The sequence below is a fragment of the Streptantibioticus cattleyicolor NRRL 8057 = DSM 46488 genome (assembly GCF_000240165.1).
Taxonomy (GTDB): Bacteria; Actinomycetota; Actinomycetes; order Streptomycetales; family Streptomycetaceae; genus Streptantibioticus; species Streptantibioticus cattleyicolor.
The window spans coordinates 935,830-960,155 of sequence record NC_017585.1; the positions used below are offsets into that span (position 1 = coordinate 935,830).

Sequence of the window (24,326 nt, forward strand, 5' to 3'; positions counted from 1 at the left end):
GGCACCCGTTTCCGACCGGAGGGATGCGAAGGGCGATGGCTGAACGCAAGGCGCGCTCCGACGCCGAACGCAACCGGCAGGCCGTGATCGCCGCCGCCGACGAGCTGTTCGCGCGCGGTGGCGGTCCGCGAGGTGTCTCCATGGACGACGTGGCCGCGGCGGCCGGGGTCGGCAAGGGCACGCTCTTCCGTGGCTTCGGCGACCGCACCGGACTGATCCTCGCGGTGGTCGAGGCGCGGATCGAGCCGCTGCGGCAAGCCGTGGAGAACGGCCCGCCGCCACTGGGCCCGGACACCCCGCCCCGGGAACGGGTGCCCGCCGTGCTCGACGCCATCCTCCGCTTCAAGTTCGACAACCGTCAGCTGTCGCTCGCGCTGGAGGAGGCCGGCCGCGGCAGCCCCTACCAGGCCGGCCACTACGCCTGGTGGCACCGCACGCTCCGGGACGCCCTGCGCCGCCTCCCGGACGCCACCGACGCCGACAGCGACTTCACCGCCCACGCGCTGCTCGCCGCCGTCCGCGCCGACCTCGTGGAACACCTCGCCGCCAAGCTGACGCTGAATCAGGTGGCAGCGCGACTCGCAGAGTTCACCGCCCGCCTGCTGGACGCCCCCCGGCGCTAGGTGTGCCGTCCGGCTGCGCCGGGCATCCTGCCGGGCGCGGCTCGACGTGTGGGAGAGTCGGATGCCGTTGCCCACGTCGGCCGTACGCGGCCGGGCCCTGGTGGTCGAGAGGATCAGGAGTCGTGCCGTGCCCGAGGAGATCACGTTGCGTCCGGTGACCGCCGGGGACCTCGACCTGTTCGAGCGCGAGTTCAGCGGGCCGGAGGGGACCGGCGAGTACCAGTGGTTCGGCTTCGGTTCACCGGCCGGGCTGCGTCGGCAGTTCGCGGAGAACGGCCTGCTCGGCCCCGACGGCGGCGTGCTCGCCGTCGCGGAGGCGGGCCGGACGGTCGGCAGGGTCGAGTGGTTCGCCGGCACCTGGGGGCGCCCTGCCACCTCGACCTGCTGGACCCTGGGGATCGGCCTGGTGCCGGCCGTGCGTGGCCGTGGCATAGGCACCCTGGCCCAACGCCTGCTGGCGGGGTACCTCTTCGACCACACCCGGGCCGAACGGCTCCAAGCCTGGACGGACTTCGCCAACCTCGCCGAGCAGCGCGCGCTGGAGAAGGCGGGCTTCGTCAGGGAGGGCGTGCTGCGCTCCGCGCAATGGCGTGGCGGACGGTGGCACGATCAGGTGATCTTCTCCATGCTCCGCGCGGAGCGGCCCGGCGGCCGACCGGCCCGAGCGCGGGACGGTACGGGCCCGGCACCGCCGATCCGCCGCCCCCGGCATGGGAGTTGAGCCGGCGCCCCGCGACCTGCCCCGCCGGACTCCGCCCGGCCCGGCCCAACAGCCGCATCGGCCAAGGCCTGCCCCGTCACAACGCCCGGCACGGCGCCTTGCGCTGCACCCACACCGGACGGCGCTCCTCACCGGGCAAGCCCTGGCTGACGCGGCACTAGGATCGGCGCATCGCCGTCCGGCCCTACCGGTGGCCGGGCCGAGCCGGGGAGCACGCCATGCTTGAGGCATTCGCCGACGTGACCACGCCGCTGCTGGCCGACGCCTGCGTACGGCTGGGGGTGCCACTGCGCGCCGCGCCGCCCGGGATCGCGGCGGTGGTACGCGGACGCCGCGTCGCCGGACGGGCGCTGCCGGTACGCCACTACGGCAGCGTGGACGTCTTCCTGGAGGCGTTCGGGGCGGCCCGGCCGGGCGACGTCCTGGTGATCGACAACCGTGGCCGGACGGACGAGGCGTGCATCGGCGACCTGGCGGTGCTGGAGGCCCGCGCTGCCGGGGTGGCCGGGGTCGTGGTCTGGGGGCTGTACCGCGACACCCCGGAGCTGGTGGAGATCGGGCTGCCGGTGTTCGGGTACGGAAGCTACCCGCCCGGTCCGGCGCGGGTGCTGCCGCGTGAGCCGGAGGCGCTGGTCTCGGCGCGTTTCGGGGAACACACCGTGACCGGTGACGACGTCGTCTTCGGGGACGACGACGGCGTGCTCTTCGTCCCCGGGGACCGGGCCGGGGAGGTGCTGGCGACGGCGGAACGCATCGCCCGTACCGAACGCGACCAGGCCGCCAGGATCCGGGCCGGCGAAACCCTGCGCCGGCAGACCGCCTTCGACGACTACCTCGCCCGCCGGGCCGCCGACCCGTCCTACACCTTCCGGCAGCACCTGCGGCGGGTCGGCGGCGCCATCGAGGAGTGACCGGCCCCACCCGCCGTCGACCCGCCGCGGCAGTACGCCACGCGGCCCCGTGGCGACCGTCGTCAACACCGGGTCGCCGTCGGAACGGTGTTCGGCGCACCATCGGCTCGTCGTGCGACGACTTACAGCCGCTGGGACGTGGTTCCCGCGCGGGTGGCGTCCTCGCCCCAGCTCGCCAGCAGCCGCAGCGACTCGGCGGAGGGCGAACCCGGCTCGGCGTGGTAGAGGATCAGGGCCTGGTCGGGGTCGTCCGGGAGCCGGAAGGTCTCGAAGGACAGGGTGAGGTCGCCCACCAGGGGGTGGCGCAGCCGTTTGACGCCGTGGCCCTTCTCCTTCACGTCGTGCGTGGCCCACAGCCGCCGGAAGTCCTCGCTCTTCACCGACAGTTCCCCGACGAGCGCGGACAGTTGCGGGTCGTCGGGGTGGCACCCGGCGTCCATCCGCAGGAAGCTGACGACGTCGTACGCCTTGGTCTCCCACTCCAGGAAGATGTCGCGGAAGCCGGGGCGCAGGAAGACCAGCCGCGCCCAGTTGCGGTCCCGGGGCGGCAGCGCGCCCCAGTCGCCGAAGACGGCCGAGGCCATCCGGTTCCAGGCGAGCACGTCCGCGCGGCGGCCCATCACGTAGGCGGGCACGCCCTCCAGCGAGTCGAGGAGCTGCCGCAGCGCGGGGCGGACCTGCTGCGGCCGGGCCGGTGTCTTCTTGCGGTGCTGAGCGGGGTTGGTCAGGTGGAACAGATGGGCGCGCTCGGCGCCGCTGAGCCGCAGCGCGCGGGCGATGGCGTCGAGCACCTCGGCGGAGACGTTGCGTCCGTTGCCCTGTTCCAGCCGGGTGTAGTACGCCACCGAGATCCCGGCCAGTTGTGCCAGCTCCTCGCGGCGCAGCCCCGGCACCCGCCGGTGCCGGGAGGAACCGGGCAGCCCGACGTCCTCGGGCTTGAGCCGGGCCCGGCGGGTGCGCAGGAACTCGCTCAGCTCGGCCCGCCGGTCCAGCGGCGCACCGGCCTGGCCGAAGGGTTCGGGCGTGACGTCGGGCTCCACGTTCATACTCTCCAGTATCCCTGGGCGCCGCTGGACGTACGCGGGCCGAGGGTAAGCCTGCCAGTGGTAGGCACACTGGTCGTAGGCAAAGCAGTGATCTTGTCGTGCCCGGGGAGTGGAGGCAGGCTGGCACGGTGCCCGGCACAGCAGGAAGCCGGCACGACAGTCCCCTCCGAGGAGAACCCACCGCATGACCACCGCCGCCGCCTACGCCGCGCCGTCCGCCAAGGCACCGCTGGAGCGCACCACCGTCGAGCGCCGCCCGGTCGGCGAGTACGACGTCCGGATCGACATCAAGTACGCGGGCATCTGCCACTCCGACATCCACCAGGCCCACGACGGCTGGGGCGGGAGCCAGTTCCCGATGGTCCCCGGCCACGAGATCGCCGGCGTGGTCGCCGAGGTCGGCGCCAAGGTCACCAAGTACGCGGTGGGCGACCGGGTCGGCGTCGGCTGCTTCGTCGACTCGTGCCGCGAGTGCGAGTACTGCCTCCAGGGCCTGGAGCAGTACTGCGTCGAGGGCAACACCCAGACCTACAACGACCGTGACCGCAACGGCGAGCCCACCTACGGCGGCTACTCCAGCCACATCGTGGTGGACGAGAACTACGTGCTGCGCATCCCGGACGGCCTCTCGCTGGACGTGGCCGCACCGCTGCTGTGCGCCGGCATCACCACCTACTCGCCGCTGAAGCACTGGAACGCCGGCCCCGGCAAGAAGGTCGCCGTGATCGGCCTCGGCGGCCTGGGCCACATGGCCGTCAAGATCGCGCACGCGCTCGGTGCCGAGGTCACCGTGCTCAGCCAGTCGCTGCGCAAGAAGGACGACGGGCTGCGGCTCGGCGCCGACCACTACTACGCCACCAGCGACCCGAAGACCTTCGAGGAACTGGCCGGCACCTTCGACCTGATCCTCTCCACGGTCTCCGCTCCGCTGGACTTCGGCGGCTACCTCGCGCTGCTGAAGACGGACGGCGCGCTGGTCAACGTGGGCGCCCCGGAGGAGCCGGTGTCGCTCAACCTCTTCTCCCTCATCGGCGGCCGCAAGACGCTCGCCGGTTCGCTCATCGGCGGCATCGCCGAGACCCAGGAGATGCTGGACTTCTGCGCCGAGCACGGCCTCGGCGCCGAGATAGAGCTGATCTCCGCCGACCGGATCAACGAGGCGTACGAGCGGGTGCTCGCCAGCGACGTCCGCTACCGGTTCGTGATCGACACCTCCACCATCTGACCGGCTCCGGCCAGGACACCGCACCGCCCGGTCCGGGACGCCTTCGCGCGCCCCGGGCCGGGCGGTGCCGCGTTCAGCGGCCCAGGGCGTGCAGCACCGCGTCGGCCATGGCGCGTTCCCCGGTGGCGTCCGGGTGCAGCGGCAGGGCGGGGGAGGCGGGCAGCAGCCCCTCGATCCACGGATCGGCCGAGCAGGTGTCGTGCCCGGTGGTCGCCGCCATGGTGTCGGCGTAGACGGCTCCGCCGGCACCGGCGGTCTGCGCGACCATGGTGTCGAGCCGGTCCAGGACGGACCGCAGATATCTCAAGTCGCCCCCGGTGACCGGGAGTTTGCCCAGACACGACGAGGGCTCCGCGGGGAGCACCGCGGGGTAGCCGGCGACCACCACGGTGGCCCGGGGCGCCTGGAGGTGGATGAGCCGCAGGGCATCGGCGAGTCGCGGGGCCGCCGCGTCGACACGTCGCGTGAGCGTGTCGCCGTAGGCGTCCTGGCAGGGGGTGCCCAGCGGGTCGGTGACGGCGAGCGCGGAGCAGGCGGCCACCACGTCGGCGAAGCCCAAGTCGGAGGTGCCGAGGTCGTTGCCGCCGACGGTGAGGGAGACCAAGGTGGCGTCCGGGGCGACGGCGGCCAGTTGCGGCCCGTTGACCACCGCGCCGCCGTCGGTCTGCGCCGAGGTCAGCGCGGCCACCTTGGCACCCGCACAGGTCACGTCGGTGTACGCGGGCGACCGCAGGCCGCCCGCCACCAGCGTGCCGTAGTCGTGGTCGGAACGCAGGCACATCCCGGCGGTAAGCGCCGGGATGCCGGCGCCGGCCGCGTAGGAGTCACCCAGCGCGACGTACCTGCCGGTGACGAAGGCGGTCCCGGACGCCTCGGCGGCCTGGGCGGGGGCCGGGACCCCGGTCAGCGCGCCGGCCAGCAGGGCGGCGCCGACGAGTGCGGCGGCGGCCTTGCGGCGGCGGCCGGTCCGGCCGGTCCGCGCGGTCCTCGTGCTGTCGGCTGCGGCTGTGGGCACGGTTCCTCCCGAGGGGGATCGAGGGGGAGTGGACGTCGAAACCGGCCGGTAACGTTCCCGGTATCCTCCCGGGCCCCCGGCGGGCGGACCATGTGCCGGCGCACAGCGGTGGCCGGGTGCGCGTTGTCCTCCGGCACAACACCGCCACGGGCCGCCAACCCGTCGGTAACCTGCCGGACATGACCCGTGCCCCCGCCCCTCCGGCCGAGATCGCCCCGGTGGCCGCCGCGCTGCTGGACCGCGCGGCCGAGCTGGGCTGCCGGATGGCCCGCCGGATCCGCGCCGAGGTGGCCCACTACCGCGGCGAGGAGCGGGTGCCGTTCGGGGAGCTGACCGCCTCGTGCCGACGCAACACCGAGCTGGTCCTCGGCCGCCTCGCCGACGGCGACGCCCTCGGCGGACTCGGGCAGGCCGAGGAGACCGGACGCCGACGGGCCCGGCAGGGCGCGCCGCTGGCCGAACTGCTGCACGCCTACCGGATCGGCTCCGAGTTCCTGTGGTCCGAACTGGCCGCCGCCGCCCGCACCGCCGAGGGCGTCACCGCCGACACCATCGTCGCGCTGGGTGCCTGGTGGGTGAACGAGGGACTGGCGGCGGCGGCCGGCGACGCATACCGCCAGGCCGCCGTCGAGCGGCTGCTGCGTCGGGAGACCGAACGCTCGGTGCTGGTCGAGGCGTTGTTCACCGGCATGCTCACCGACCCCACCACGCTGTGGGAGACGGCCGGGGTGCTCGGGCTGCCCGCCACTGGGCCGTTCGTGGTGGTCGCCGCCGAGGTTCCGGCGCCCGGCCGGGAGGCGCTGCCCGGGGTGGAGTCGCGGCTGCGCGCCGAAGGGCTGCGGTCCGCCTGGCGGTTGCTGCCCGGCCTGCACGCCGGGGTGGTCGCGCTGGCCGAACCCGACGGCGACCAGGCCGTGTTGGCGGCGCTCGGCCGGTTCCCCCAGGCGCGCTCCGGGGTCAGCCCGGCCTACCGTTCGCTCACCGGAACGCCCCGGGCGCTGCGGCTGGCCCGGCTGGCGCTGGCCGGGCTCACCCCGGACCGGGCGCCGGGGGTGGCGCGGTTCGACGACAGCCCGGTGGCGCTGCTGGTGGCGGCGGCGCCGGACGAGGCGCGGCGGATCGCGCGGACCGTACTGGAACGGGTGACGCGACTGCCGGCCGCCGAACGCGACCGGCTGCTGGAGACGTTGGAGCACTGGTACGCGGCGGCCGGTTCGGTGGCCGAGGCGGCCCGCTCGCTGTACTGCCACCGCAACACCGTGCGCTACCGGCTGCGCAGGCCGGAGGAGTTGACCGGGCGCTCGCTGCGCGATCCTCGGGCGGTGGCCGACCTCGCGGTGGCGCTGCGCGCGCTGCGCCTGCCGTCCGCCGCCCCCGACCGGTGAGGACGCCGCGCGCCGGCTACCGCGGCAGGAACAACGCCTCGGCGCCCACCGGACGGTAGCCGGCGGCCTGGAACGACCGGACGCTGCGGGCGTTGCCGGTGGCCTGCTGGGCCCAGACCACGTCGCCCGCGGGTATCAGATGGCGGGCGGCGGTGGCCAGCGCCCGGCCCAGGCCCCGGTGGCGTTCCGGCTCGTCCACCTCGACGGAGGTCTCCCAGCGGCCGGCCACCCCCCGGCCGAGAACCACCACACCGCCGTCGGCCGTCCACACCCGCACCTCGTCACGGCGGGTGAGGGCCCGGGCCACCCGGGGGTGCCCGGGGTCCTCGATCTCCCGCAGCGCCAGCGGCGGTTCGCCGGGGAGCGCGGAGGCGACGGTGAGCAGATCGACGGTGTCGTTGGCGCGCCCGGTGCGGTCCAGCAGGGCGGTGAGGAAACGCGGGTTCATGGTGGCCGCCAGCGGATCGCAGTCCAGCGCCGCCACGGTGGCCCGCACCCAGTGCGGATCCTCGTCGGTGAAGACCACGGAGTGCGCGGTGAACGCGATCACCCCGGCGTCCCGGGGAGCGGGCTGCGGGACCACGGTGACACCACCGTCCGGCGGCGGGAACTCCCCCCGCGCCGCCGCGTCGAGTATCCGCGCCAGAGCCCCGTCCACATCCGCCTCCCCAACTCGCCGTCCGTCGGCCCCACCCTGTCACGGCCCGGCCGACGTCACGGTACCGGGGCCGGAGGGTCGGGCTCCGCCTTGCTTCGACTGCGGCCGGGCCCGGCCCTCATCCCTCGGACCGCTGTGCCCGCAGCAACGGCCGCCAGGCGTCGGCGTCACCCCGGTGCAGATCGCGCACCCAGGCCGGCGGCGCCGGGCGGCCGGCGTGGACGCGTTCCAGCTCGGCGCGGACCAGCTCCGGACGGGCCGACCGCACCTCGTCCAGCGCCTCCGGCAGCGAGTCCGCGAACACGTCGAGGAACGCCGGGGCGCGGACACGGCGGACCACCTCCCCCAGCGCCCCGGCGGTCGGCGGCAACGCCCCCAGCACCCGGCGCCGCCAGCGTGCCAGCAGCACCGCGCCGTCCGGCCGGAAGAGCGTCAGGAACGCCGTGTTGAGTTCCTGCAACGGCGCCGGACGCGGCGCGAACCGCACCGACGCGAAGTCGGCCGCCGTGAGCCGGATCCGGAGCACTACCCTCCCCGTGGCGTGTCGTCCATCGTTTCGGGCACCGCCTCAACCATCGCCGCCGCCGACGCCCGCGGGCCACCATCGGGCCACGCCCTCCCATTGTCGCCCGGACGCCACCGCTGTTCGCCCCGGGAGGGCCCGACCACCCCGAGGAGCACACCATGGCCCAGGACACCGAACCGCGCGGGTACCCGGTGGGCAGGCGCACCCTGCTCAAGGGCGCCGCGCTCGCCGCCGCGCCCCCGGCCCTCGCCGCCGCGCCCGCCCGCGCCCAGTCACCGGCGACCGGACTCGTCCCGCCGCTGCCTGTTCCCACCGGACCCCACCCGGTCGGTGTGACCGCGCTCCACCTGGTCGACCACTCCCGGCCCGACCCGTGGGAGGCGATCCCGGTCCGCGAGGTGATGGTCACCGTCCACTACCCGGCCCGCGCGGTGGACGGCCGGCCGCTCGCCCGGGTGTTCTCGCCGGGCGCGGCACGGGTGTTCGGCGAGATCGACGCCTACGTCCACCACCTGCCGGCCTCGGGCGTCGACTGGGCGGCCGTCACCGGCCACGCACACCTCGGCGCCCCCGCGCTCGGCCACCGCCGGCCGGTGCTGCTCCACAGCCCCGGCGGCCTCGACCCGCGCACCATCGGCACCTCGTTCGCCGAGGAACTCGCCTCCCACGGCTACGTCGTGGTCACCGTCGACCACCCCGGCGACGCCGGCGAGGTGGAGTTCCCGTACCCGACGGCCTACCGCGGCACGGTCCGCACCACCGTGTTCCGCGGCGACCCCAGGGCCGACCCGGCGCTCTTCCGCACCGCCATCGACACCCGCCTCGCCGATCTGCGGTTCGTGCTGGGCCGGTTGCGCGCCCTGGCCGCCGGAGCCGACCCGGACGCGGAACGGCGTCCGCTGCCGGAAGGCCTCGGGCACACGATCGACCCGGCGCGGATCGGGGTCTACGGCCACTCGGCGGGCGGCACGGTGGCCGCCGAGACGCTCCACCACAACCGGGACGTCCGCGCCGCGGTCAACCTGGAGGGCTACCTGGACCAGCCGGGGTCCGCGCCCGGCCGGCCCGGTCCGCTCTACCCGGTCGCCGAGCACGGCGTCGACCGGCCGCTGCTGCTCGTCGCCACCGAAGGCTTCGGCCACCGCGCGGAGTTGGAACGCTCCTGGTCGGCGCTGCTCGCCCGGTCACCCCGCCACGTCACCCGACGGCGCCTGGACCACACCGCGCACTGGATCTTCACCGACTACGCCGCGTACGCCCCGTGGTTGCGGGCCGCCGGGGTGATGGCCCCCGCCGACCGGGCGGCGCTGGTCGGCACCGCGGACCCGGCGGTGTCGGTGCCGCTGGTGCGCGGTGTGCTGCGCGCGTTCTTCGCCCGTCACCTGCCGGTGTGTTGAGCGCGCGTCACAGCCGGCCGCCCGCCGGGTCCGCGGAGAGCCGCTGGGCGGCGTACACCGGGAGCACGGAGAGCACCACCAGGACGGCGGCGACCACGTTGACCACCGGTGCCTGGTTGGGGCGGGCCAGGTTGCCGTAGATCCAGATGGGCAGCGTCTGGGTGCCGGGGCCGGCGGTGAACGTGGTGACCACGATCTCGTCGAAGGAGAGCGCGAACGCCAGCAGCCCGCCGGCCACCAGCGCCGACGCCAGCGACGGCAGCGTCACGTACCGGAACGTCCGCCACGGCCGGGCACCGAGGTCCGCCGACGCCTCCGCCAGCGAACCGGGGATCCGGCGCAGCCGCGCGGCCACGTTGTTGAAGACCACCACCACGCAGAACGTGGCGTGCCCCACCACCACCGTCAGCAGCCCGAACCCCACCCCGAGCGGCCCCAGCACGGTACGGAACGCGGCGTTGAGGGCGATGCCGGTGACGATCCCGGGCAGCGCGATCGGCAGCACCAGCAGGAACGAGACCGTCCGCCGGCCGAAGAACCGGTACCGGTGCACCGCGAACGCGGCCAGCGAACCGAGCACCAGCGCCACCCCCGTGGCACCGAGCCCCGCCCGCACCGAGGTCAGCAGCGCCTCCCGGGCCCCCTCGCTGTGCAGCGCCCGCACCCACCACCGGCCGGTGAGACCGCTCGGCGGCCAGCCGAACGAACGGTCCGCGTCGAACGAGTCGACCAGCACCAGCAGCAACGGCAGGTAGACGAAGGCCAGCCCCACCGCCATGACGCAACCGAGGACGATCCGCGCGGTGCGCGACAACTTCACGGCCGTTCCCCTCCCCACGACACCACGGCGTCACAACTCGTCGAGCGCGCCGGCCCGGCGCACCGCGGCGAGATAGCAGACGACGAGCACCACCGGCACCGCCGACAACGCGGCGGCCATCGGCAGGTCCAAGGTCACCTCGGCGGCGATGGCGTTGCCGAGCATCTGCGTCCGGCCGCCGACGATCTGCACGGCGATGTAGTCACCCAGGCTCAGCGAGAAGGTGAAGACCGAACCGGCGAGCACCGCCGGGCGCACCGCCGGCACCACCACCGACCACAACGTCCGCCACGCCCCCGCCCCCAGATCGGCGGACGCCTCCAACTGCGCCCCGGGCAGCCGCTCCAGCGCCGCGTACACCGGCAGGATCATGTACGGCAGCCACAGGTACGCCAGCACGACCACCACCGCGGTCACCCCGAACCCCGGCCCGCTCAGCCCCAGCGGCGCCAGCACCGCGTCCACCACACCGTGCCGGCTCAGCATCAACCGCCACGCGTACGCCTTCACCAGGTAGCTCGCCCACAACGGGGTGAGCACGGCGACCACCAGCGCCCGGCGCCGGCCGGGCCGGACCACCTGGGCCATGAAGAACGCCATCGGCAGCGCCAGCAGCGCGTCCACCACCGTCACGGCCAGCGCGATCACCACCGTACGCACCACGACGGCCCGGTAGACGCCGGTGGTGAGCAGCCGTACGAAGTTGCCGGTGTTCCACTCGCGCACCACGTCGGAGGTAAAGCTGTCGGTGGTCCAGAACGCGGAGAGCAGCAGCACCGCCAGCGAACCGAGGTAGGCGACCCCCAGCCACAACAGCGGTGCGGCCAGCAGCGCGGCGAGCCGGCCCCGGTGCGCCCGGGGCCTGCGGGGCCTCACCCCTTGATCTGCGTCCACGCCCGCGACCACTGCGCGTAGTCGGTGCACACGGTGTCCTTGCGGCCGTCGAGGCACTGCTTGACCGGGGTGGTCCAGAAGTGGACACGGCGGTAGTAGGTCTCGTCGGCCGCGTGGTAGGTGGCGCAGAAGTGCGGGTCGGTGGTGAGGGCGCAGGACTTCGCGTTGGCCGGGGCCTCCCCGAAGAACTCGGCGACCTCGGCGTTGACCTCGGGGGAGACGATCCAGTCGAGCCAGCGGTAGGCGCAGTTGGGGTGCTTCGCCTTCGCCGAGACCATCCAGGTGTCGGACCAGCCGGTGGCGCCCTCCTTGGGCAGCACGGCCTTCACCGGTGCCTTCTCCCCGGCCGCGAGGTTGGCGATCACCTGCCAGGTGGTGCCGATGACGCTGTCACCGCTCTTGAAAGCGGTGACCTCCTTCTGGTAGTCGCTCCAGTATTCGCCGATCGCCTGGTGCTGTTTCCTCAACAGCTCGACGACGACGGCCAGTTGGTGCTCGTCGAGGGCGTAGGGGTTGGTGATGTGCAGCGAGGGCCTGGCCGACATCAGGTACAGCGCGGCGTCGGCGATGGAGATGGGCGAGTCGTAGGCGGTGACGTGGCCGCGGTAGCGCGAGGCGCCGTCGAAGACCGCGCTCCAGGAGTCGGGGGCCGGGCGCACCGTGTCGGTGCGGTACATCAGCAGGTTGGCGCCGCGCCCGTGCGGGATGCCGTACATCTGGCCGCGTACCGAGTTGAACGACTGTTCCTTCAGCCCGGGGAAGACGTCCCGGTAGTTGGGGACCAGCGCGGTGTTGACCGGGGCGGCGTCCCCGGCGGCGATCAGCCGCAAGGTGGCGTCGCCGGATGCGGAGACGGTGTCGTACTGGCCGGTCTTCATCAGCGACACCATCTCGTCGGAGGTTCCGGCGATCTTGGTGTGCACGGTGCAGCCGGTGCGCTTCTCGAACGGGTGGACCCAGTCGGCCTTGGGGTCGTCGGAGCCGTCCTCGGCGTAGCCGGCCCAGGCGATGACGTCCACCTGCCCCTCGCCGGGGCCCAGGGTGCGCTGCATCGGCAGTTTCGGCACGGTGAACCCCTGGGGTGCCCGGGTGGTGTCGCCGCCGGAGCCGCAGGCGGCGGCGAGCACCAGGGTGCAGGCGGTGGCGGCGATCCGCAGTGCCCTCGTCGTACGCTTCGGCATCGTCCGTTCCCCCTGTGGCGAGAGGTTGGTGACGCGGCGTCAGCAGTATGCCGGTGGTTGAGCGGCTGCCGCCAGGGTGCGATCACGGGATGCGGAAGACGTGGTCCCGGTTCCATAGGACGACGGTGCGCCCGCCGGCCGCCACCGGTGCCGTGCGGCCGTCGTCGGGGCGGAGCACGGTGAGCCGGCCGCCGTCGTCGAGGGCCACCGTGATCCGGGTGTGCGGCCCGAGCGGGGTGACGGTGTCGATCCGTCCGGCCGCCGCCCGCTCGTCCGGTCCGGGCGCGGTGCCGGGTGGCGCCAGCCGCAGCCGCTCGGGGCGGATGCCGGTGGTGCCGTCCAGCAGGTTGGCGGTGCCGATGAAGGAGGCCACGAACGCGGTGGCCGGGCGCCGGTAGACCTCGGCGGGCGGGCCGGTCTGCTCGATGCGGCCGTCACGGACCACCGCGATGCGGTCGCTCATCGTCATCGCCTCCTCCTGGTCGTGGGTGACCAGCAGGAAGGTGATGCCGGTGGTGCGCTGCAACGCCTTCAGCTCGGTCTGCATCTCCTGACGGAGTTTCAGGTCGAGGGCGCCCAGCGGCTCGTCCAGCAGCAGCACCCGGGGGCGGTCCACCAGCGCCCGGGCGAGCGCCACCCGTTGCCGCTGCCCGCCGGACAACTGGCCGGGCCGCCGCCCCTCGTGCCCGGCGAGGCGCACCATGGCCAGCGCCTCACGCGCCCGGGCCCGCCGTTCCGCGCGCGGCACCCGGCGCACGGTCAGCGCGTAGGCCACGTTCTCGGCCACCGTCATCTGCGGGAAGAGCGCGTAGTCCTGGAAGACGGTGTGCACGTCACGGCGGTACGGCGGCAGCGCGGTCACCTCGGCGCCGCCCAGCTCCACCCGCCCCGCCGTGGGGGTCTCGAACCCGGCGATCAGCCGCAGCAGCGTGGTCTTGCCCGACCCGGAGGGGCCGAGCAGCGCGAAGAACTCCCCTTCCGGGACCTCCAGATCGACCCCGTCCACGGCGCGCACCCGGCCGTACTCCATGCGGACCCCGGTCAGCCGAACCGCCGGTGTGGCCACCTCGCCCATGAGCCGCCGCCCCCTCACGACCGTCGATCGCGGGCGGTCACTGTACCGGCCGCGCCGCCCGCGCGTCCCCGGTTCCGCGGAACGCCGGGGCGCGGGACGGTGCCGGAGGCGTCTCGACCGTCTCGACCGCCTCAGGCGTCGAAGTCGGTGCTCCGGGCCACGCTCTCCCAGGTGCTCAACTCCTCCTGTGCCGAGCCCAGTTGGGCGGCCACCGCGTCGACGGCGTCGTTGCCGAGCGGCAGGCGCAGCGGCGTCCGCTCGGCGGCGAGCGCGGTGAGGATGGCCGCTGCGGCCTTGTCGGGGTCGCCGGGCTGCTTGCCGTCGCTGTCCGGCAGGGCCTCGCGGACCGGGCCGACCGTCTCCCGGTACGCGTCGAGGGCCGCCGACCGCACCAGCGCGTCCCCGCCGGCGAACCCGGTGCGGAACGCCCCCGGCTCCACCACCAGCACCTTGATCCCGAACGGGGCGACCTCCTGGGCCAGCGCCTCGGAGAGCCCCTCCAACGCGAACTTGGTGGCCGAGTAGGCGCCCACCCCGGGGAAGCTGAACCGGCCGCCCATGCTGCTCATCTGCACCACGGCACCGGAACCGCGCCGACGCATGTGCGGCAGCACCGCCCGGGTCAGCGCGGCAGGGCCGAAGAAGTGCAGCTCCATCAGGTCGCGCAGCTCCCGGTCGGTGGTCTCCTCCACCGCCCCGATCAGGCCCCGGCCGGCGTTGTTGACCAGCACGTCGATACGCCCGTACCACAGCAACACCTCGGCCACCACGGCGGTGATCCGGGCGTGGTCGGTGACGTCCAGGGCGATCGGCACCACCTGGCCGGGGTGGGCGGCCACCAGGTCGTCCAGGACCTCGGGGCGGCGGACCGCGGCCACCACGGTGTCGCCGGCGGCGACCGCGGCCCGGGTCAGCGACCGCCCGAAGCCGGAGGAGGCCCCGGTGATCAGCCAGACCCGGCCGGTCGCGGTGCGGGTGGGGGTGGAGTCGGTGGTGGTCATCTGCCTCTCCCGTCAGCGTGGTTGACGCCTTCTGTTATGTCAGCCCGCGCCCGGACGCGTCCAAGACAGATCATCTACCGAGCCATAAAGAGCGTTTATGATCACCGGATGGAGCTGCGTTCCCTGCGCTACCTGGTGACCATCGCCGACGAGGGCAACCTCGGCCGGGCCGCGGCCAAGCTGTACGTCAGCCAGCCCGCGCTGTCGTACGCCCTCAAGGGGCTGGAGGGCGAACTCGGGGTGCGCCGCTTCGAACGCCACTCCGGCGGGGTCACCCCGACCGCCGCCGGGCGGGACGTGGTCACCGAGGCACGGCGCACCCTGCTCGCCGCCGACCGGGTCACGGCCGCCGCCGAACGCCACCGGCACGGCCGCACCGGGGTGCTGCGGGTCGGCTTCGAGGCCAGCGGCGCCGGTGAGCTGACCACCCGGGCCCGCGCCGAGTTCGCCCGCCGCCACCCCGGGGTGCGGGTGGAGCCCAAGCGGTTCGACTGGGGGCAGGAGGTGGCCGCGCTCCACGACGGCCGCTGCGACGTCGCCTTCGTCTGGCTCCCCGCCGACCTCACCGGGCTCCACGCCGAGGTGGTGCACACCGAACCCCGGGTCGTCGGACTCCCGGCCGGCCACCGCCTCGCCGGCCGCCCGGGCGTCTCGGTGCTCGACGTGGCCGACGAACCGCTGATGTGGACCGAACGCGCCCCGCGCGCCTGGGTCGACTGGTGGGCCGTCAACCCCCGGCCGGACGGCTCCGCCCCGCGCTGGGGGCCCACCAACGACAACGTCGAGGAGATGCTGGAACAGGTCGCCGAAGGCACCGCCGTCTGCTTCGCCCCGGCCGCCATGTCCCACTACTACGCCCGCCCCGACCTGGTGTGGGTGCCGCTGACCGACGTCGAACCGCTGCGGGTCGCCCTCGCCTGGCCCAAGGGCGGCACCGACCCGCTGGTCGACGGGTTCGCCGAGGTGGTACGCGAACTCGCCGCACCGCCCGGCCCCGGCTGACCTCCCGTACCGCGGCCCCGGCCCGCCCGGCGATGTCTTCGACAAGGCCGCCGGGGCGGGCGATCATGAAGAGCGGCAGGCCGGGAAGGGGCTTAAGCGTGCGTGAACTACGTCAGACACCGAGCCGAGCCGTGGCACAGCTGAACCGGCTGCGCAAGGACCCGATCGTCGCGCAGACCGTGCGGGCGACCGTGGCGGCCACCATCTCCTACGCCGTCGCCGTCCGCCTCAGCAGCGAACCCGCCCCGCTGACCGCCCCCCTCACCGCCCTCCTCGTCGTCCAGGTCACCCTCTACTCCACGCTCACCACCGGCATCCGACGGGTCAACTCCGTGGTGGTCGGGGTGCTCATCGCCATCGGCTTCAGCTCCTGGGTCGGGCTGACCTGGTGGAGCCTGGGGCTGATCATCCTGGCCGCGCTGACGGTGGGCCAGTTCGTCAGGGTCGACGAGTTCGTCAACGAGGTGGCGATCAGCGCCATGCTGGTGCTCGGCGTCACCCGGCTGGCCCACCAGGCATGGGACAGGGTGCTGGAGACACTGATCGGCGCCACCGTGGGCCTGCTGTTCAACTTCCTGTTCGCCCCGCCGGTGTGGGTCAGCACGGCCGGCGAGTCCATCGAGGACCTCGCCCGCCGCATGCGCCACCTGCTGCTCCGCGTCGCGGAGGAACTGGGCCGCCCCACCACCGTCGAACGCGCCGCGGCCCGGCTGCACGAGGCACGCCGCCTCGACCACGACGTGGCCGTGGTCGACAGCGCCCTGCGGCAGGCGGAGGACAGCCTGCGGCTCAACCCCCGGGTCCGCGAAGGGCTGCTCTCCCGGCTGGTGCTGCGCACCGGACTGGACACGCTGGAGATCTGCGTGGTGGTGCTGCGGGTGCTGGCGCGTTCGCTCACCGACCTCGCCAAGCGCCGCGCGTCCGGCGAACCCCTCTTCCCGCACGAGGTGGCGGTCGCCATGGAGGAGCTGTTCGCGCACGTCGGCGGCGCGCTGGTGAGCTTCTCGGTGCTGGTGACCACCCAGGTCAGCAGCAACGCCGAGGAGGCCGAGGAACGCCTGACCGCCGAACTGGCCGCGGCTGCCGCCAGCCGCGACAAGGTGGCCCACATGCTGCTGGAACAGGTACGCGAACACCCGGTGGCCTGGCAGCTGCACGGCTCGATCCTGGCCGAGGTGGACCGCATCATCGACGAACTGGCGCTGGAACACCGCTCGCAGCGGCTGATGGAGGAGCTGGACCGGGCCGCTCGTGCCCAGCACGAGAAGTTCGCCTTCCTCGCCCGGCTGCGGCGGTTCGCCCGGGGCGAGACGGTACGCCGCCGCCGGGCGTGACGCGCGACGGGCGCCACGCCAGGCGGCGGTCAGCCGGTCACCGCTTCGCCGCGGTGGCGGACGTCGTACGGTAGGGCGCGGCGGCGTGCTGGGCCGCGTACAGCAGCGCGGGCTCGATCTTGGGCCAGAAGTAGCTGTCCTGGCAGGAGAACGGCGGGGTGAAGCCGTCGCAGCCGCGGTTGTCCACGTCACCGATCTCGATGGTGAAGCTGGCCAGCCCGAGCTTGTCGTAGGTCCAGTCGTCGGTGCCGCCGGCCGCGTTGTACAGGATCTGACCGGCCTGGCCGTACTGGTAGCCGGTGATGGAGGCCATCTTGGCGGCCAGCGCCCGCAGCGCGGTGTCGTTGCCGGTGTGCACCCGGGCGCTGTACTCCCACGGGAAGAGCACCATGGAGGCGTCGCTGTGCAAGGTGATCATCATGCCGTTGGCGGTGACCGGAGCCGGGGCGCTGGTGGAGGTGCCGGTGCGCACCGCCGGGTAGAGCTCGCGGAAGAGCCCTTCCAACGCGGTGTTCTCCACCTCGGAGTCGGCCGCGGGGCCGCCGTAGACCTCGCTGCACGGCTGGGTGGAGGTGCCGGAGGCGCCCCAGTGGGTGCCCGCGTTGCGGTTGAGGTCGACGCCGATCTGCTCGCTGCCGTCACCGGTGCCGCACGAGGGGTCGGCGGAGTCGTCGGCGTTCTTGCGTTGCAGGATCGGGTTGTCGCCACCCTGCGCGACGATGTCGACGCCGTCCGGGTTGGCGTCCGGCACCACCCACATCTCGGTGGTGTCCATCAGCTGGGTGATGGCCGGATCCGTGCCGTAGCCGCTGGTGAGGGCGTCGATCCAGCGGTAGGACATCTCACCGGTGGTCAGTTCCCGGGCGTGGATCTGGCTCATCAGGAAGAACCGGGGTTTGGCCGACGAGGGGTTGAGCCTGCAGTCGCCGGACCGGAGTTTGGTGATGCAGATCGCCTTGAGGTCGTGGCCGCCCTGGCCCTGCTGCTTGAGCCACGACTGGCCGTAGGTGACCACGGTGGCCAGGTCGGGGTGGGCGGCGGCGACCTGGTCGAGGTGGGCGTACTGGCCGTCGACGGTGTGGTAGCCGCCGTAGAAGGTGCCGTCGTCGGCGGCGGTGCGGGACCGCTGCGGGGCGGTGGGGTGGGTGATGGTGCGGACGACGGCGGGGGCGAGGCCGAGGGTTCTCAGCGCGCTGCCGGTGGCCGCGTCACCGAGCACGAACAGGTCGTCGCCCTGCCGGCGTTCCAGCAGGTCGTACCCCTTGCCGAGGAGGTTCTGCGCGTCCTGCTGAGGGTGGGCCGAGTGGAGCCGGTAGACGTACTGCGCTGGTGCCACCTCCTGCTGGTGGCGGGGGGCGGGGGCGGCGACGGCCTGCGGCAGTAAGGCGGTGCCCAGGGCGACGGCCGCGGCGGCGGCTATGCCCGCCAGGCGTTTGCGTGACATGGTCGGCCTTCCGTGGGGGGATGGATGCCGCCCATCAATATGGCATGTCCATGCTGGCCGAGGAAGACCGTGCGACCTGCGCCGACGCCGCCGGACGCCCGCTGCCTGCGGTCTCCTTCCGGCACGTCGCGCAGGGAATCCTCGCCGCCGTGGCCGTGTCCTTCGGGCGGCCGTCGCGTTGATCAGATGGCGGGTGACAGGGAGGGCCCCGGAACGTCGATCCCCTCGGACGTCCCGGGGCCTTCACCCCCGGTGGATCAGGCGACCACCACGCCGCTGGGCTGCGAGGAGATGCCGAGCGGGGCGCGGCCGACGACCTTCAGCGTCCGGGCGTCGATCGCCAGCACGGTGCTGGACGCGTTGGCCGAGACCCACACGGTGTGCGCGGTCGCGGTGATCCCGGTGGGCACGTGGTCCACCGTCACCCGGGCCACCACCCGGTGGTTGGCGGCGTCGATCACCGTCACCGTGTCGTCGTTGGCCCCGGTGACGTAGACCCGCGAGCCGTCCGGGGCCACCGCCACCTGCCACGGGGTGCGCCCCACCCGCACCCGTGCGGTGACCCGGTGGCGACGGGTGTCGATCACCGAGAGCGTGTCCTGGCCGGTGTCGACCACGTACACATGGCGGCCGTCCGGGTGCACCGCGACCCCGCGCGCCCTGGCCTGCCCGGTGAGCCGGTGGCGCACCGCGCCGTGCCCGGTGTCCACCACCGCCAGCCCGTCGGCACAGGTGACGTAGAGGGTGCGCCCGTCCGGCGCGGCGGCCAGCGCGTGCGGGGCCGGCCCCACCTGCCAGGTGGCGGTCGTCTTGTCGGTACGGGTGTCGATCACCGACACGCTGCGGGAGCCGCCGGCGCCGGTGTCGGGGCCGGTGTCGGCGACGTAGACATGGTGACCGCCGGGGGAGACCGCCACCCCGTGCGGGTAGAGGCCGACCTTGACGCTGCCGGTGATCGTGCCGCGCCTGGTGTCGAAGACCGAGACGTTGCTCGCCCCGGAGTTGGTGATGTAGAGCTTGTGCCCGTCGGGCGTCCTGGCGATGCCGTACGGGTTGCTCCCCGCCTTGACGCTCGCCACCAGGCGGTGGGTGGAGGTGTCGATCACCGCGATCGAGTAGCTGGTGATCCCGGCGGCGTAGGCGTGTTCGCCGGTGGTGGGTGCCTTGCGGGGGACGGCGTCCTGGCGGCCGGGGAAGTCGGTGCCGGCGGTGCCGTGCGGGAAGTCGTCGGCGTGGGTGGTGGCGTTCTCCTCGGCGCGGCTGGTCGAGTAGTGGCGGGCGCCGCGCAGTTCGCTCGCCGTGGCGGTGGAGCCGGCCAGCGGCTTGAGGTGGTGGTCGCCACCCTGGTGCGGCGGGGTCTGGTGGGCCCCGGGTATCGGCGCCGGCGGCAGCGTGGCCGTCTCGTGCTCGGCGGCCCACAGCTGCTGCTTGGTGTCGGGCAGCGACGGGAACGGGCGCGGCCGGGGGAAGCCGAGCGCGGAGGTGAGGTCGCCGAACGTGCGCCGCCGCCAGTCGCTGATGTTGCTCTCCCGCACCCCGGTGATCCGCTCCAGGAACCGCAGCACCGAGGTGTGGTCGAACGGCTCGCTCGCCACGAACCCCCCTTGCGTCCACGGCGAGACGATGATGCACGGCACCCGGATCCCCGCCCCGATCGGCAGCCCCTGGACGAACTCGTCGGGGGTGCCGCGCGGCGGGGTGGGGGGTATGACGTGGTCGAACAGGCCGTCGTTCTCGTCGTAGTTGACGATGAAGACGGTCTTGCGCCACACCTCGGGGTTGGCCGCCACCGCGTCGAGCTGCCGGGCCAGGAAGTCGGCGCCGGAGGCCGGGGTGTAGTCGGGGTGTTCGCACTGCGCGGCCGTCGGGATGATCCACGACACCGTCGGCAGCCGGCCGGCCAGCGCGTCCCGGGCGAACTGGTCGGCCGGGCCGATGGTGAGCCCGTGCTCGTAGAGCGGGTCGCCCGGCCGCGCGTCCTGGTACGCCTGGAAGAACTCCAGCGGGTTGCAGCCGTAGTCGTCCTCCTGCTGGTACACGTGCCAGGAGACGCCCGCCTTGGTGAGGCGCTCGGGGTAGGTGGTCCAGCGGAACGGCTCGGGTATGACGTTGCTGATCACCGGGCCGCCGTGGGTGCCGGCCGGGTCGATGGTGCCGGTCCAGTGGTAGAGCCGGTTGGGCCAGGTGGGACCGAGCACCGAGCAGTGGTAGGCGTCGCAGATGGTGAACGACTCGGCCAGCGCGAAGTGGAACGGTATGTCGCGCCGCTTGTAGTACCCCATGGTGTACGGGCCGTGGGCGTCGCCGTCCGCCTTGCGGTGCGCGGGCAGCCAGTTGTCCATCCGGCCGCCGTTCCACGCGGCGTGCTGCACCGACCAGGCGTGGCTGGTGGACGGTATCGCCTGGGCGCTGCTGGTGGTGGTGTCGAGGTGGAACGGCAGCAGGTAGCCGTCCGGGTTGCCCGGGTCGGGCTGGTAGAACACCGGGCGCCCGTTGGGCAGTCTGGCCGCGTCCGGGTCGTCGAACCCGCGCACCCCGGGCAGCGTGCCGAAGTAGTGGTCGAACGACCGGTTCTCCTGCATCAGCACCACGACGTGCTCGATGTCGTCCAGCGAGCCGGGACGGCGCGGCGGCTCGGCCATCGCCCGCCGCAGGTTGGGCGGGAGCAGGGTCGCCGCCGTGGTGGCCGCGCCCACTCCGAGCGCGGAACGGATGAGCCGACGACGGGAAAACTCGGTCATGTTCACCTCACTGCCTTCAGGGGACGCGGCTTACCACATCACCAAGGCAGGGCTCGCACAAGTGGCCGAGTCCGATCCGTCACCCACACCGTATTGATGGCGATTTTCCGGCCGTCGCCGTTGAGGCGGAATTGGCGTGACGGACACGTCGTGTTGGCGGCGGCGACACCGCTGTGGTGTCGCCGCCGCCAGGTGACGTTGTGTCAGATCAAGAGTGGCGGGTCAGGGCGAGGGGCGCGGGGCGAGCGCCACCAGCTCGCCGGTGGCGGTGTCGACGTGGAGCACCCCGGGCCGGTCGGGCAGGGGTGCCGTCACGTGCTGGACGCGCAGCCCGCCGACGTCGTGACCGCGCAGCCGGGCGTTCTCCACCGCCTCGCGTTCGGCCCGGTCCTCCTCGACGCGCCCGCCGCCGCCGAGCACCACGACCTGGTGCAGATGGACGACCCGGCCGTCGGCGGGGTCGTAGAGGGCGACGGTATGGGTGAGGGACACCTCCGGCGCGTCACCCCCGCTTCCGTGCGGCATTTCGTACTCCTCCGGGATCAGGAGACCGAATCGCGGCAGGAAACCTCAGTTCCCCTGAAGTAATCGACGCTAGCACCGGAGGCGGGACCGCGCGCGGCGAGCGCACACCGGGACACCCGGCGTGACGGCCCGCCGCACAGCGTGACCGGGAGGGGTTACTCCAGCACGAAGACGGGGATCACCCGATCCGTCTTCTCCTGGTAGTCGGCGTAGTCGGGGTACGCCCGCACCGCGCGCTCCCACCACAGCTCCCGCTCCGCCCCGTGCACCTCACGGGCCGTCAGCTCCCGCCTGACCGGACCGTCCTGCAACTCGACCCGGGGGTGGGCCACCACGTTGTGGTACCACACCGGATGCTTCGGGGCGCCGCCCATCGAGGCGACCACCGCGTAGACGCCCTCGTGCTCCACCCGCATCAGCGGGCTCTTGCGGAGCTTGCCGCTCTTCGCGCCGCGCGTGGTGAGGACGACCACCGGCAGCCCGCGCAGCGTCGTCCCCTCGGTGCCCCCGGAGCTCTCGTACAGCTCGACCTGGTCGCGTACCCACTTCTCCGGGCTCGGCTCGCATTCGCCTTCCAGCGGCATGCCATCCCGTCCCATCGTCGACATCCGACCGCGGTCGGACGCGGTCGGTAACGGTTGTGTCACCCGCCACAACCACCGGGTGGAGGCCGGTATTCCGCCGCCGGGCCGGCGCGGACGCGGGACGGACGCGGGACGGCCCCGCGACCCGGTGACGGGTGCGGGGCCGGCCGGCGGGTGGGCGTCAGCGGGTGACGCGCACCTTCACCTCGGCGGCGGTGATCGCCGTGCACTTGTTCTTGGCGTCCGCGTAGAAGCCGGCGCCGAGCACCATGCCCTTGGCGGCCGGAGCTGTCTTCTTGACGTAGACGCGCATCGGCACGTTGAGGTGGGTGTGGCCGGGCAGCCTGCCGGTGCCGAAGAAGCCCACCGACTCGGCGGCGGTGTCCTTGACGTCCACCCAGCGCTTGATGTTGGGGAAGTACGCCTGGAGCGTCACCTGGTTGGTGCGGAACGCCTTGAACGTGGTGTCGGTGGAGCTGATCCCGGAGAACAGGCGGACGCCCGCGACCGTCGAACCCGACGGGTTGTCGATGGTCAGGGTGAACTTGTGCCAGCCGCTGCCGGTGGCGATCCGGGTCGGCAGACCGCTGATCGCGGTGCGCAGCACCGGGCGGTAGCGCGGGTTGCGGGCCAGGCACGTCGGCGTCGTGGCGGCGGCCGTGGCGGAACGCAGCGCGGTCGGCGCCGAGTGCGCGGCGGCACCGGCCGCGGTGCTCGCGGTGGTGGCCGCGGTGGTGCCGTCGGCGGCGGAGGCCGCGGGGGCGGCCAGCAGCGGGGCGGCGGCGATGGCGGCGGTCGCGGTGGCCGACGCCAGGACACGGCGGAAGTTCATGCGGACCTCTTGTGGTCGGAAACGGAGCGGTGAGAGGCCGTCGCGGTGGTGGGGGGAGGCTCGCGGTGCGGCAGGCGATGATCGTAGAGCCAGTTGTGAACGCCGTGTGACGGTGTTTTTTCCGGTACGCCACCCGCCGTACCGGGACGGAAGTGATCGGATCGCCTCAATTCCCCCCGGTGTGGGAGCCGTTGGTGAGCAAGGTCACAACGGCCCGCCGTCGTACGCTGAGGACGATGGACGACGACGAACTGCTGCGCCGGCAGGACCGGCTGTGTACCGAGGCGGACCGTGTCGCCGGCGATCTGGGGCTGGACGCGCTGCTGTCCGGTGTGGGGCGCCCGGTGCGGGTGGGCAGCGCGGCGCTCGCCCTGATGACCGGCCGCGACCTGGACATCGACGTGGTCTGCGCGCGGCTGACCCCCGCGACGGCCACCGCGGTGGCCGCGATCGGCGCCCGGCTCGCCGTCCACGAACGGGTACGGGAGGTCACCTTCCGGGACGACACCGGCCACTGGAACACCGATCCCCGGTACCCCGACGGCCTCTACCTCGGGGTGCGCTGCCGCAGCCGCGAAGGGCACGACTGGACGCTCGACATCTGGTTCGTCGACCGGCCCGACCGCCAGCCCAGCCACGTCCACCTGCGTACCCTGCCGCCCCGGCTCACCCCGGCGACCCGCCTGGCCGTCCTGCGCCTCAAGCACACCCTGGCCGGCCACCCCGCGCGCGGCTACGACGTCTACCGGGCGGTGCTCGACCATGGGGTGCGTACCCCCGGGGAGTTCGAGCGCTGGTACCGCGAACGCCCCTCGGCCGACACCTGATCAGCCGCCGGCACCAGGCCCCTCCGGCACCGCGGCCCCGCCGATCCGCACCGGACGCGAACCCCCCGGACGCAACGGCTCCCCGCACGCCCCGCACACCGTACGCGGACGCAGCACGGCACCGCACTCGTGCTGCCACACCGTGGGCGGCTCACCCTCGGTGACGTAACGGTCGCCCCAGTCCATCAGGTTGAGCAGCACCGGCTGGAGCGCCCGGCCGGCGTCGGTGAGGGTGTAGTCGTAACGCGGCGGACGCGCCTGGTACTGCTCCTTGGCGAGGACCCCGCAATCGACCAGCTTTCTCAGCCGGGTGGCGAGGACGTCACGGCTCGCACCGGTGTTGGCGGCGATCTGGTCGAACCGCCGCACCCCGTGGAAGACCTCACGCAGCGCCAGCAGACTCCAGCGCTCACCGATGACGGACAGCGCGTTCGCTATCGAACAGGGCCGCGGCCGGGCGGACTTGGCGGACACCCTGCGGATGGTACCGGTCATCCGGAAACGCGGGGGATCACCGGCCGGTCGCGGCACGGACGACGGTGCGGCCTAGGGTGACACC

At 73.5% G+C, this 24,326-nt stretch carries 25 protein-coding genes and 1 pseudogene; 10 read left to right on the forward strand and 16 right to left on the reverse strand.

What is annotated here, in order from left to right; all coding sequences use genetic code 11:
- Window positions 1-35: 35 nt before the first annotated feature.
- From SCATT_RS31835 to SCATT_RS31845, 3 genes are all read left to right on the forward strand, one after another.
- Window positions 36-623, forward strand: coding sequence for a TetR/AcrR family transcriptional regulator (locus tag SCATT_RS31835; protein WP_014151245.1), 588 nt, complete (start codon window positions 36-38; stop codon window positions 621-623).
- A gap of 61 nt (window positions 624-684) precedes the next feature.
- On the forward strand, window positions 685-1,344 hold the full coding sequence (locus SCATT_RS31840) for a GNAT family N-acetyltransferase (protein WP_014151244.1): 660 nt from the start codon (window positions 685-687) through the stop codon (window positions 1,342-1,344).
- A gap of 218 nt (window positions 1,345-1,562) precedes the next feature.
- Complete coding sequence (locus SCATT_RS31845) at window positions 1,563-2,255, forward strand: RraA family protein (RefSeq protein WP_014151242.1); 693 nt, start codon at window positions 1,563-1,565, stop codon at window positions 2,253-2,255.
- Between the two features lie 122 nt (window positions 2,256-2,377).
- Here the strand turns inward: SCATT_RS31845 and SCATT_RS31850 are convergent, their stop codons facing one another.
- On the reverse strand, window positions 2,378-3,301 hold the full coding sequence (locus tag SCATT_RS31850; RefSeq protein WP_014151241.1) for a helix-turn-helix domain-containing protein: 924 nt from the start codon (window positions 3,299-3,301) through the stop codon (window positions 2,378-2,380).
- Between the two features lie 184 nt (window positions 3,302-3,485).
- Here SCATT_RS31850 and SCATT_RS31855 point away from each other — a divergent pair, with 184 nt between their 5' ends.
- Window positions 3,486-4,526, forward strand: a complete 1,041-nt coding sequence (locus SCATT_RS31855; RefSeq protein ID WP_014151240.1) for an NAD(P)-dependent alcohol dehydrogenase — start codon at window positions 3,486-3,488, stop codon at window positions 4,524-4,526.
- Between the two features lie 73 nt (window positions 4,527-4,599).
- Here the strand turns inward: SCATT_RS31855 and SCATT_RS31860 are convergent, their stop codons facing one another.
- Window positions 4,600-5,541 carry an SGNH/GDSL hydrolase family protein gene (locus SCATT_RS31860; protein ID WP_014151239.1) on the reverse strand — a complete coding sequence of 314 codons (942 nt, stop codon included), beginning with the start codon at window positions 5,539-5,541 and terminating at the stop codon, window positions 4,600-4,602.
- Between the two features lie 179 nt (window positions 5,542-5,720).
- On the opposite strand from SCATT_RS31860, the gene SCATT_RS31865 reads away from it, so the two are divergent.
- Window positions 5,721-6,926 carry a PucR family transcriptional regulator gene (locus SCATT_RS31865; RefSeq protein ID WP_014151238.1) on the forward strand — a complete coding sequence of 402 codons (1,206 nt, stop codon included), beginning with the start codon at window positions 5,721-5,723 and terminating at the stop codon, window positions 6,924-6,926.
- A 16-nt stretch (window positions 6,927-6,942) separates the two neighbouring features.
- Here the strand turns inward: SCATT_RS31865 and SCATT_RS31870 are convergent, their stop codons facing one another.
- The gene (locus SCATT_RS31870; protein WP_014151237.1) at window positions 6,943-7,584 is read right to left on the reverse strand and encodes a GNAT family protein; all 642 of its coding nucleotides are present in this window, start codon (window positions 7,582-7,584) and stop codon (window positions 6,943-6,945) included.
- A gap of 118 nt (window positions 7,585-7,702) precedes the next feature.
- The gene (locus SCATT_RS31875) at window positions 7,703-8,110 is read right to left on the reverse strand and encodes a hypothetical protein (RefSeq protein ID WP_014151236.1); all 408 of its coding nucleotides are present in this window, start codon (window positions 8,108-8,110) and stop codon (window positions 7,703-7,705) included.
- A 158-nt stretch (window positions 8,111-8,268) separates the two neighbouring features.
- Here SCATT_RS31875 and SCATT_RS31880 point away from each other — a divergent pair, with 158 nt between their 5' ends.
- Window positions 8,269-9,507, forward strand: coding sequence for an alpha/beta hydrolase (locus tag SCATT_RS31880; protein ID WP_014151235.1), 1,239 nt, complete (start codon window positions 8,269-8,271; stop codon window positions 9,505-9,507).
- Between the two features lie 7 nt (window positions 9,508-9,514).
- Here the strand turns inward: SCATT_RS31880 and SCATT_RS31885 are convergent, their stop codons facing one another.
- From SCATT_RS31885 to SCATT_RS31905, 5 genes are all read right to left on the reverse strand, one after another.
- Window positions 9,515-10,327, reverse strand: a complete 813-nt coding sequence (locus SCATT_RS31885; protein WP_014151234.1) for an ABC transporter permease — start codon at window positions 10,325-10,327, stop codon at window positions 9,515-9,517.
- A gap of 30 nt (window positions 10,328-10,357) precedes the next feature.
- A complete protein-coding gene (locus SCATT_RS31890) occupies window positions 10,358-11,203 on the reverse strand; it encodes an ABC transporter permease (RefSeq protein WP_014151233.1) in 846 nt (281 codons plus the stop codon).
- Window positions 11,200-12,402 carry an ABC transporter substrate-binding protein gene (locus SCATT_RS31895; protein ID WP_014151232.1) on the reverse strand — a complete coding sequence of 401 codons (1,203 nt, stop codon included), beginning with the start codon at window positions 12,400-12,402 and terminating at the stop codon, window positions 11,200-11,202. The genes SCATT_RS31890 and SCATT_RS31895 overlap by 4 nt, the downstream gene beginning before the upstream one ends.
- Before the next feature lie 82 nt (window positions 12,403-12,484).
- Window positions 12,485-13,477, reverse strand: a complete 993-nt coding sequence (locus SCATT_RS31900) for an ABC transporter ATP-binding protein (protein ID WP_014151231.1) — start codon at window positions 13,475-13,477, stop codon at window positions 12,485-12,487.
- 131 nt (window positions 13,478-13,608) lie between these two features.
- The gene (locus SCATT_RS31905; RefSeq protein WP_014151230.1) at window positions 13,609-14,478 is read right to left on the reverse strand and encodes an oxidoreductase; all 870 of its coding nucleotides are present in this window, start codon (window positions 14,476-14,478) and stop codon (window positions 13,609-13,611) included.
- A gap of 108 nt (window positions 14,479-14,586) precedes the next feature.
- Between SCATT_RS31905 and SCATT_RS31910 the strand changes: the two genes are divergently transcribed.
- Together SCATT_RS31910 and SCATT_RS31915 are read left to right on the forward strand one after the other, a co-directional pair.
- Window positions 14,587-15,480 (forward strand): LysR family transcriptional regulator, encoded by an 894-nt coding sequence (locus SCATT_RS31910; RefSeq protein WP_014151229.1) that lies wholly within the window; start codon window positions 14,587-14,589, stop codon window positions 15,478-15,480.
- Window positions 15,481-15,611: 131 nt separating this feature from the next.
- Window positions 15,612-16,814: an FUSC family protein gene (locus SCATT_RS31915; protein ID WP_014151228.1), complete on the forward strand. Its 1,203-nt coding sequence runs from the start codon at window positions 15,612-15,614 to the stop codon at window positions 16,812-16,814.
- Window positions 16,815-16,851: 37 nt separating this feature from the next.
- Here the strand turns inward: SCATT_RS31915 and SCATT_RS31920 are convergent, their stop codons facing one another.
- Complete coding sequence (locus tag SCATT_RS31920) at window positions 16,852-18,258, reverse strand: M14 family zinc carboxypeptidase (protein ID WP_014151227.1); 1,407 nt, start codon at window positions 18,256-18,258, stop codon at window positions 16,852-16,854.
- Window positions 18,259-18,278: 20 nt separating this feature from the next.
- On the opposite strand from SCATT_RS31920, the gene SCATT_RS38740 reads away from it, so the two are divergent.
- Window positions 18,279-18,440 carry a hypothetical protein gene (locus SCATT_RS38740; RefSeq protein ID WP_157894783.1) on the forward strand — a complete coding sequence of 54 codons (162 nt, stop codon included), beginning with the start codon at window positions 18,279-18,281 and terminating at the stop codon, window positions 18,438-18,440.
- Between the two features lie 75 nt (window positions 18,441-18,515).
- Here the strand turns inward: SCATT_RS38740 and SCATT_RS40650 are convergent, their stop codons facing one another.
- From SCATT_RS40650 to SCATT_RS31940, 5 genes and pseudogenes are all read right to left on the reverse strand, one after another.
- Entirely contained in the window at window positions 18,516-19,364 is an 849-nt protein-coding gene (locus SCATT_RS40650) for a YncE family protein (protein WP_322973107.1), read from the reverse strand.
- A gap of 237 nt (window positions 19,365-19,601) precedes the next feature.
- Window positions 19,602-20,999, reverse strand: a pseudogene (locus tag SCATT_RS40655) (alkaline phosphatase family protein); the annotation flags it as partial.
- A gap of 222 nt (window positions 21,000-21,221) precedes the next feature.
- Window positions 21,222-21,524 (reverse strand): hypothetical protein, encoded by a 303-nt coding sequence (locus SCATT_RS31930; RefSeq protein ID WP_014151225.1) that lies wholly within the window; start codon window positions 21,522-21,524, stop codon window positions 21,222-21,224.
- 155 nt (window positions 21,525-21,679) lie between these two features.
- Window positions 21,680-22,108 carry a nitroreductase family deazaflavin-dependent oxidoreductase gene (locus tag SCATT_RS31935; RefSeq protein ID WP_014151224.1) on the reverse strand — a complete coding sequence of 143 codons (429 nt, stop codon included), beginning with the start codon at window positions 22,106-22,108 and terminating at the stop codon, window positions 21,680-21,682.
- 181 nt (window positions 22,109-22,289) lie between these two features.
- Window positions 22,290-22,940, reverse strand: coding sequence for a hypothetical protein (locus SCATT_RS31940; RefSeq protein WP_014151223.1), 651 nt, complete (start codon window positions 22,938-22,940; stop codon window positions 22,290-22,292).
- A gap of 236 nt (window positions 22,941-23,176) precedes the next feature.
- On the opposite strand from SCATT_RS31940, the gene SCATT_RS31945 reads away from it, so the two are divergent.
- Window positions 23,177-23,767, forward strand: a complete 591-nt coding sequence (locus SCATT_RS31945; RefSeq protein WP_014151222.1) for a hypothetical protein — start codon at window positions 23,177-23,179, stop codon at window positions 23,765-23,767.
- On the opposite strand, the gene SCATT_RS31950 is transcribed toward SCATT_RS31945, so the two are convergent.
- Window positions 23,768-24,262, reverse strand: coding sequence for a winged helix-turn-helix transcriptional regulator (locus tag SCATT_RS31950; RefSeq protein ID WP_014151221.1), 495 nt, complete (start codon window positions 24,260-24,262; stop codon window positions 23,768-23,770).
- Between the last annotated feature and the right edge of the window lie 64 nt (window positions 24,263-24,326).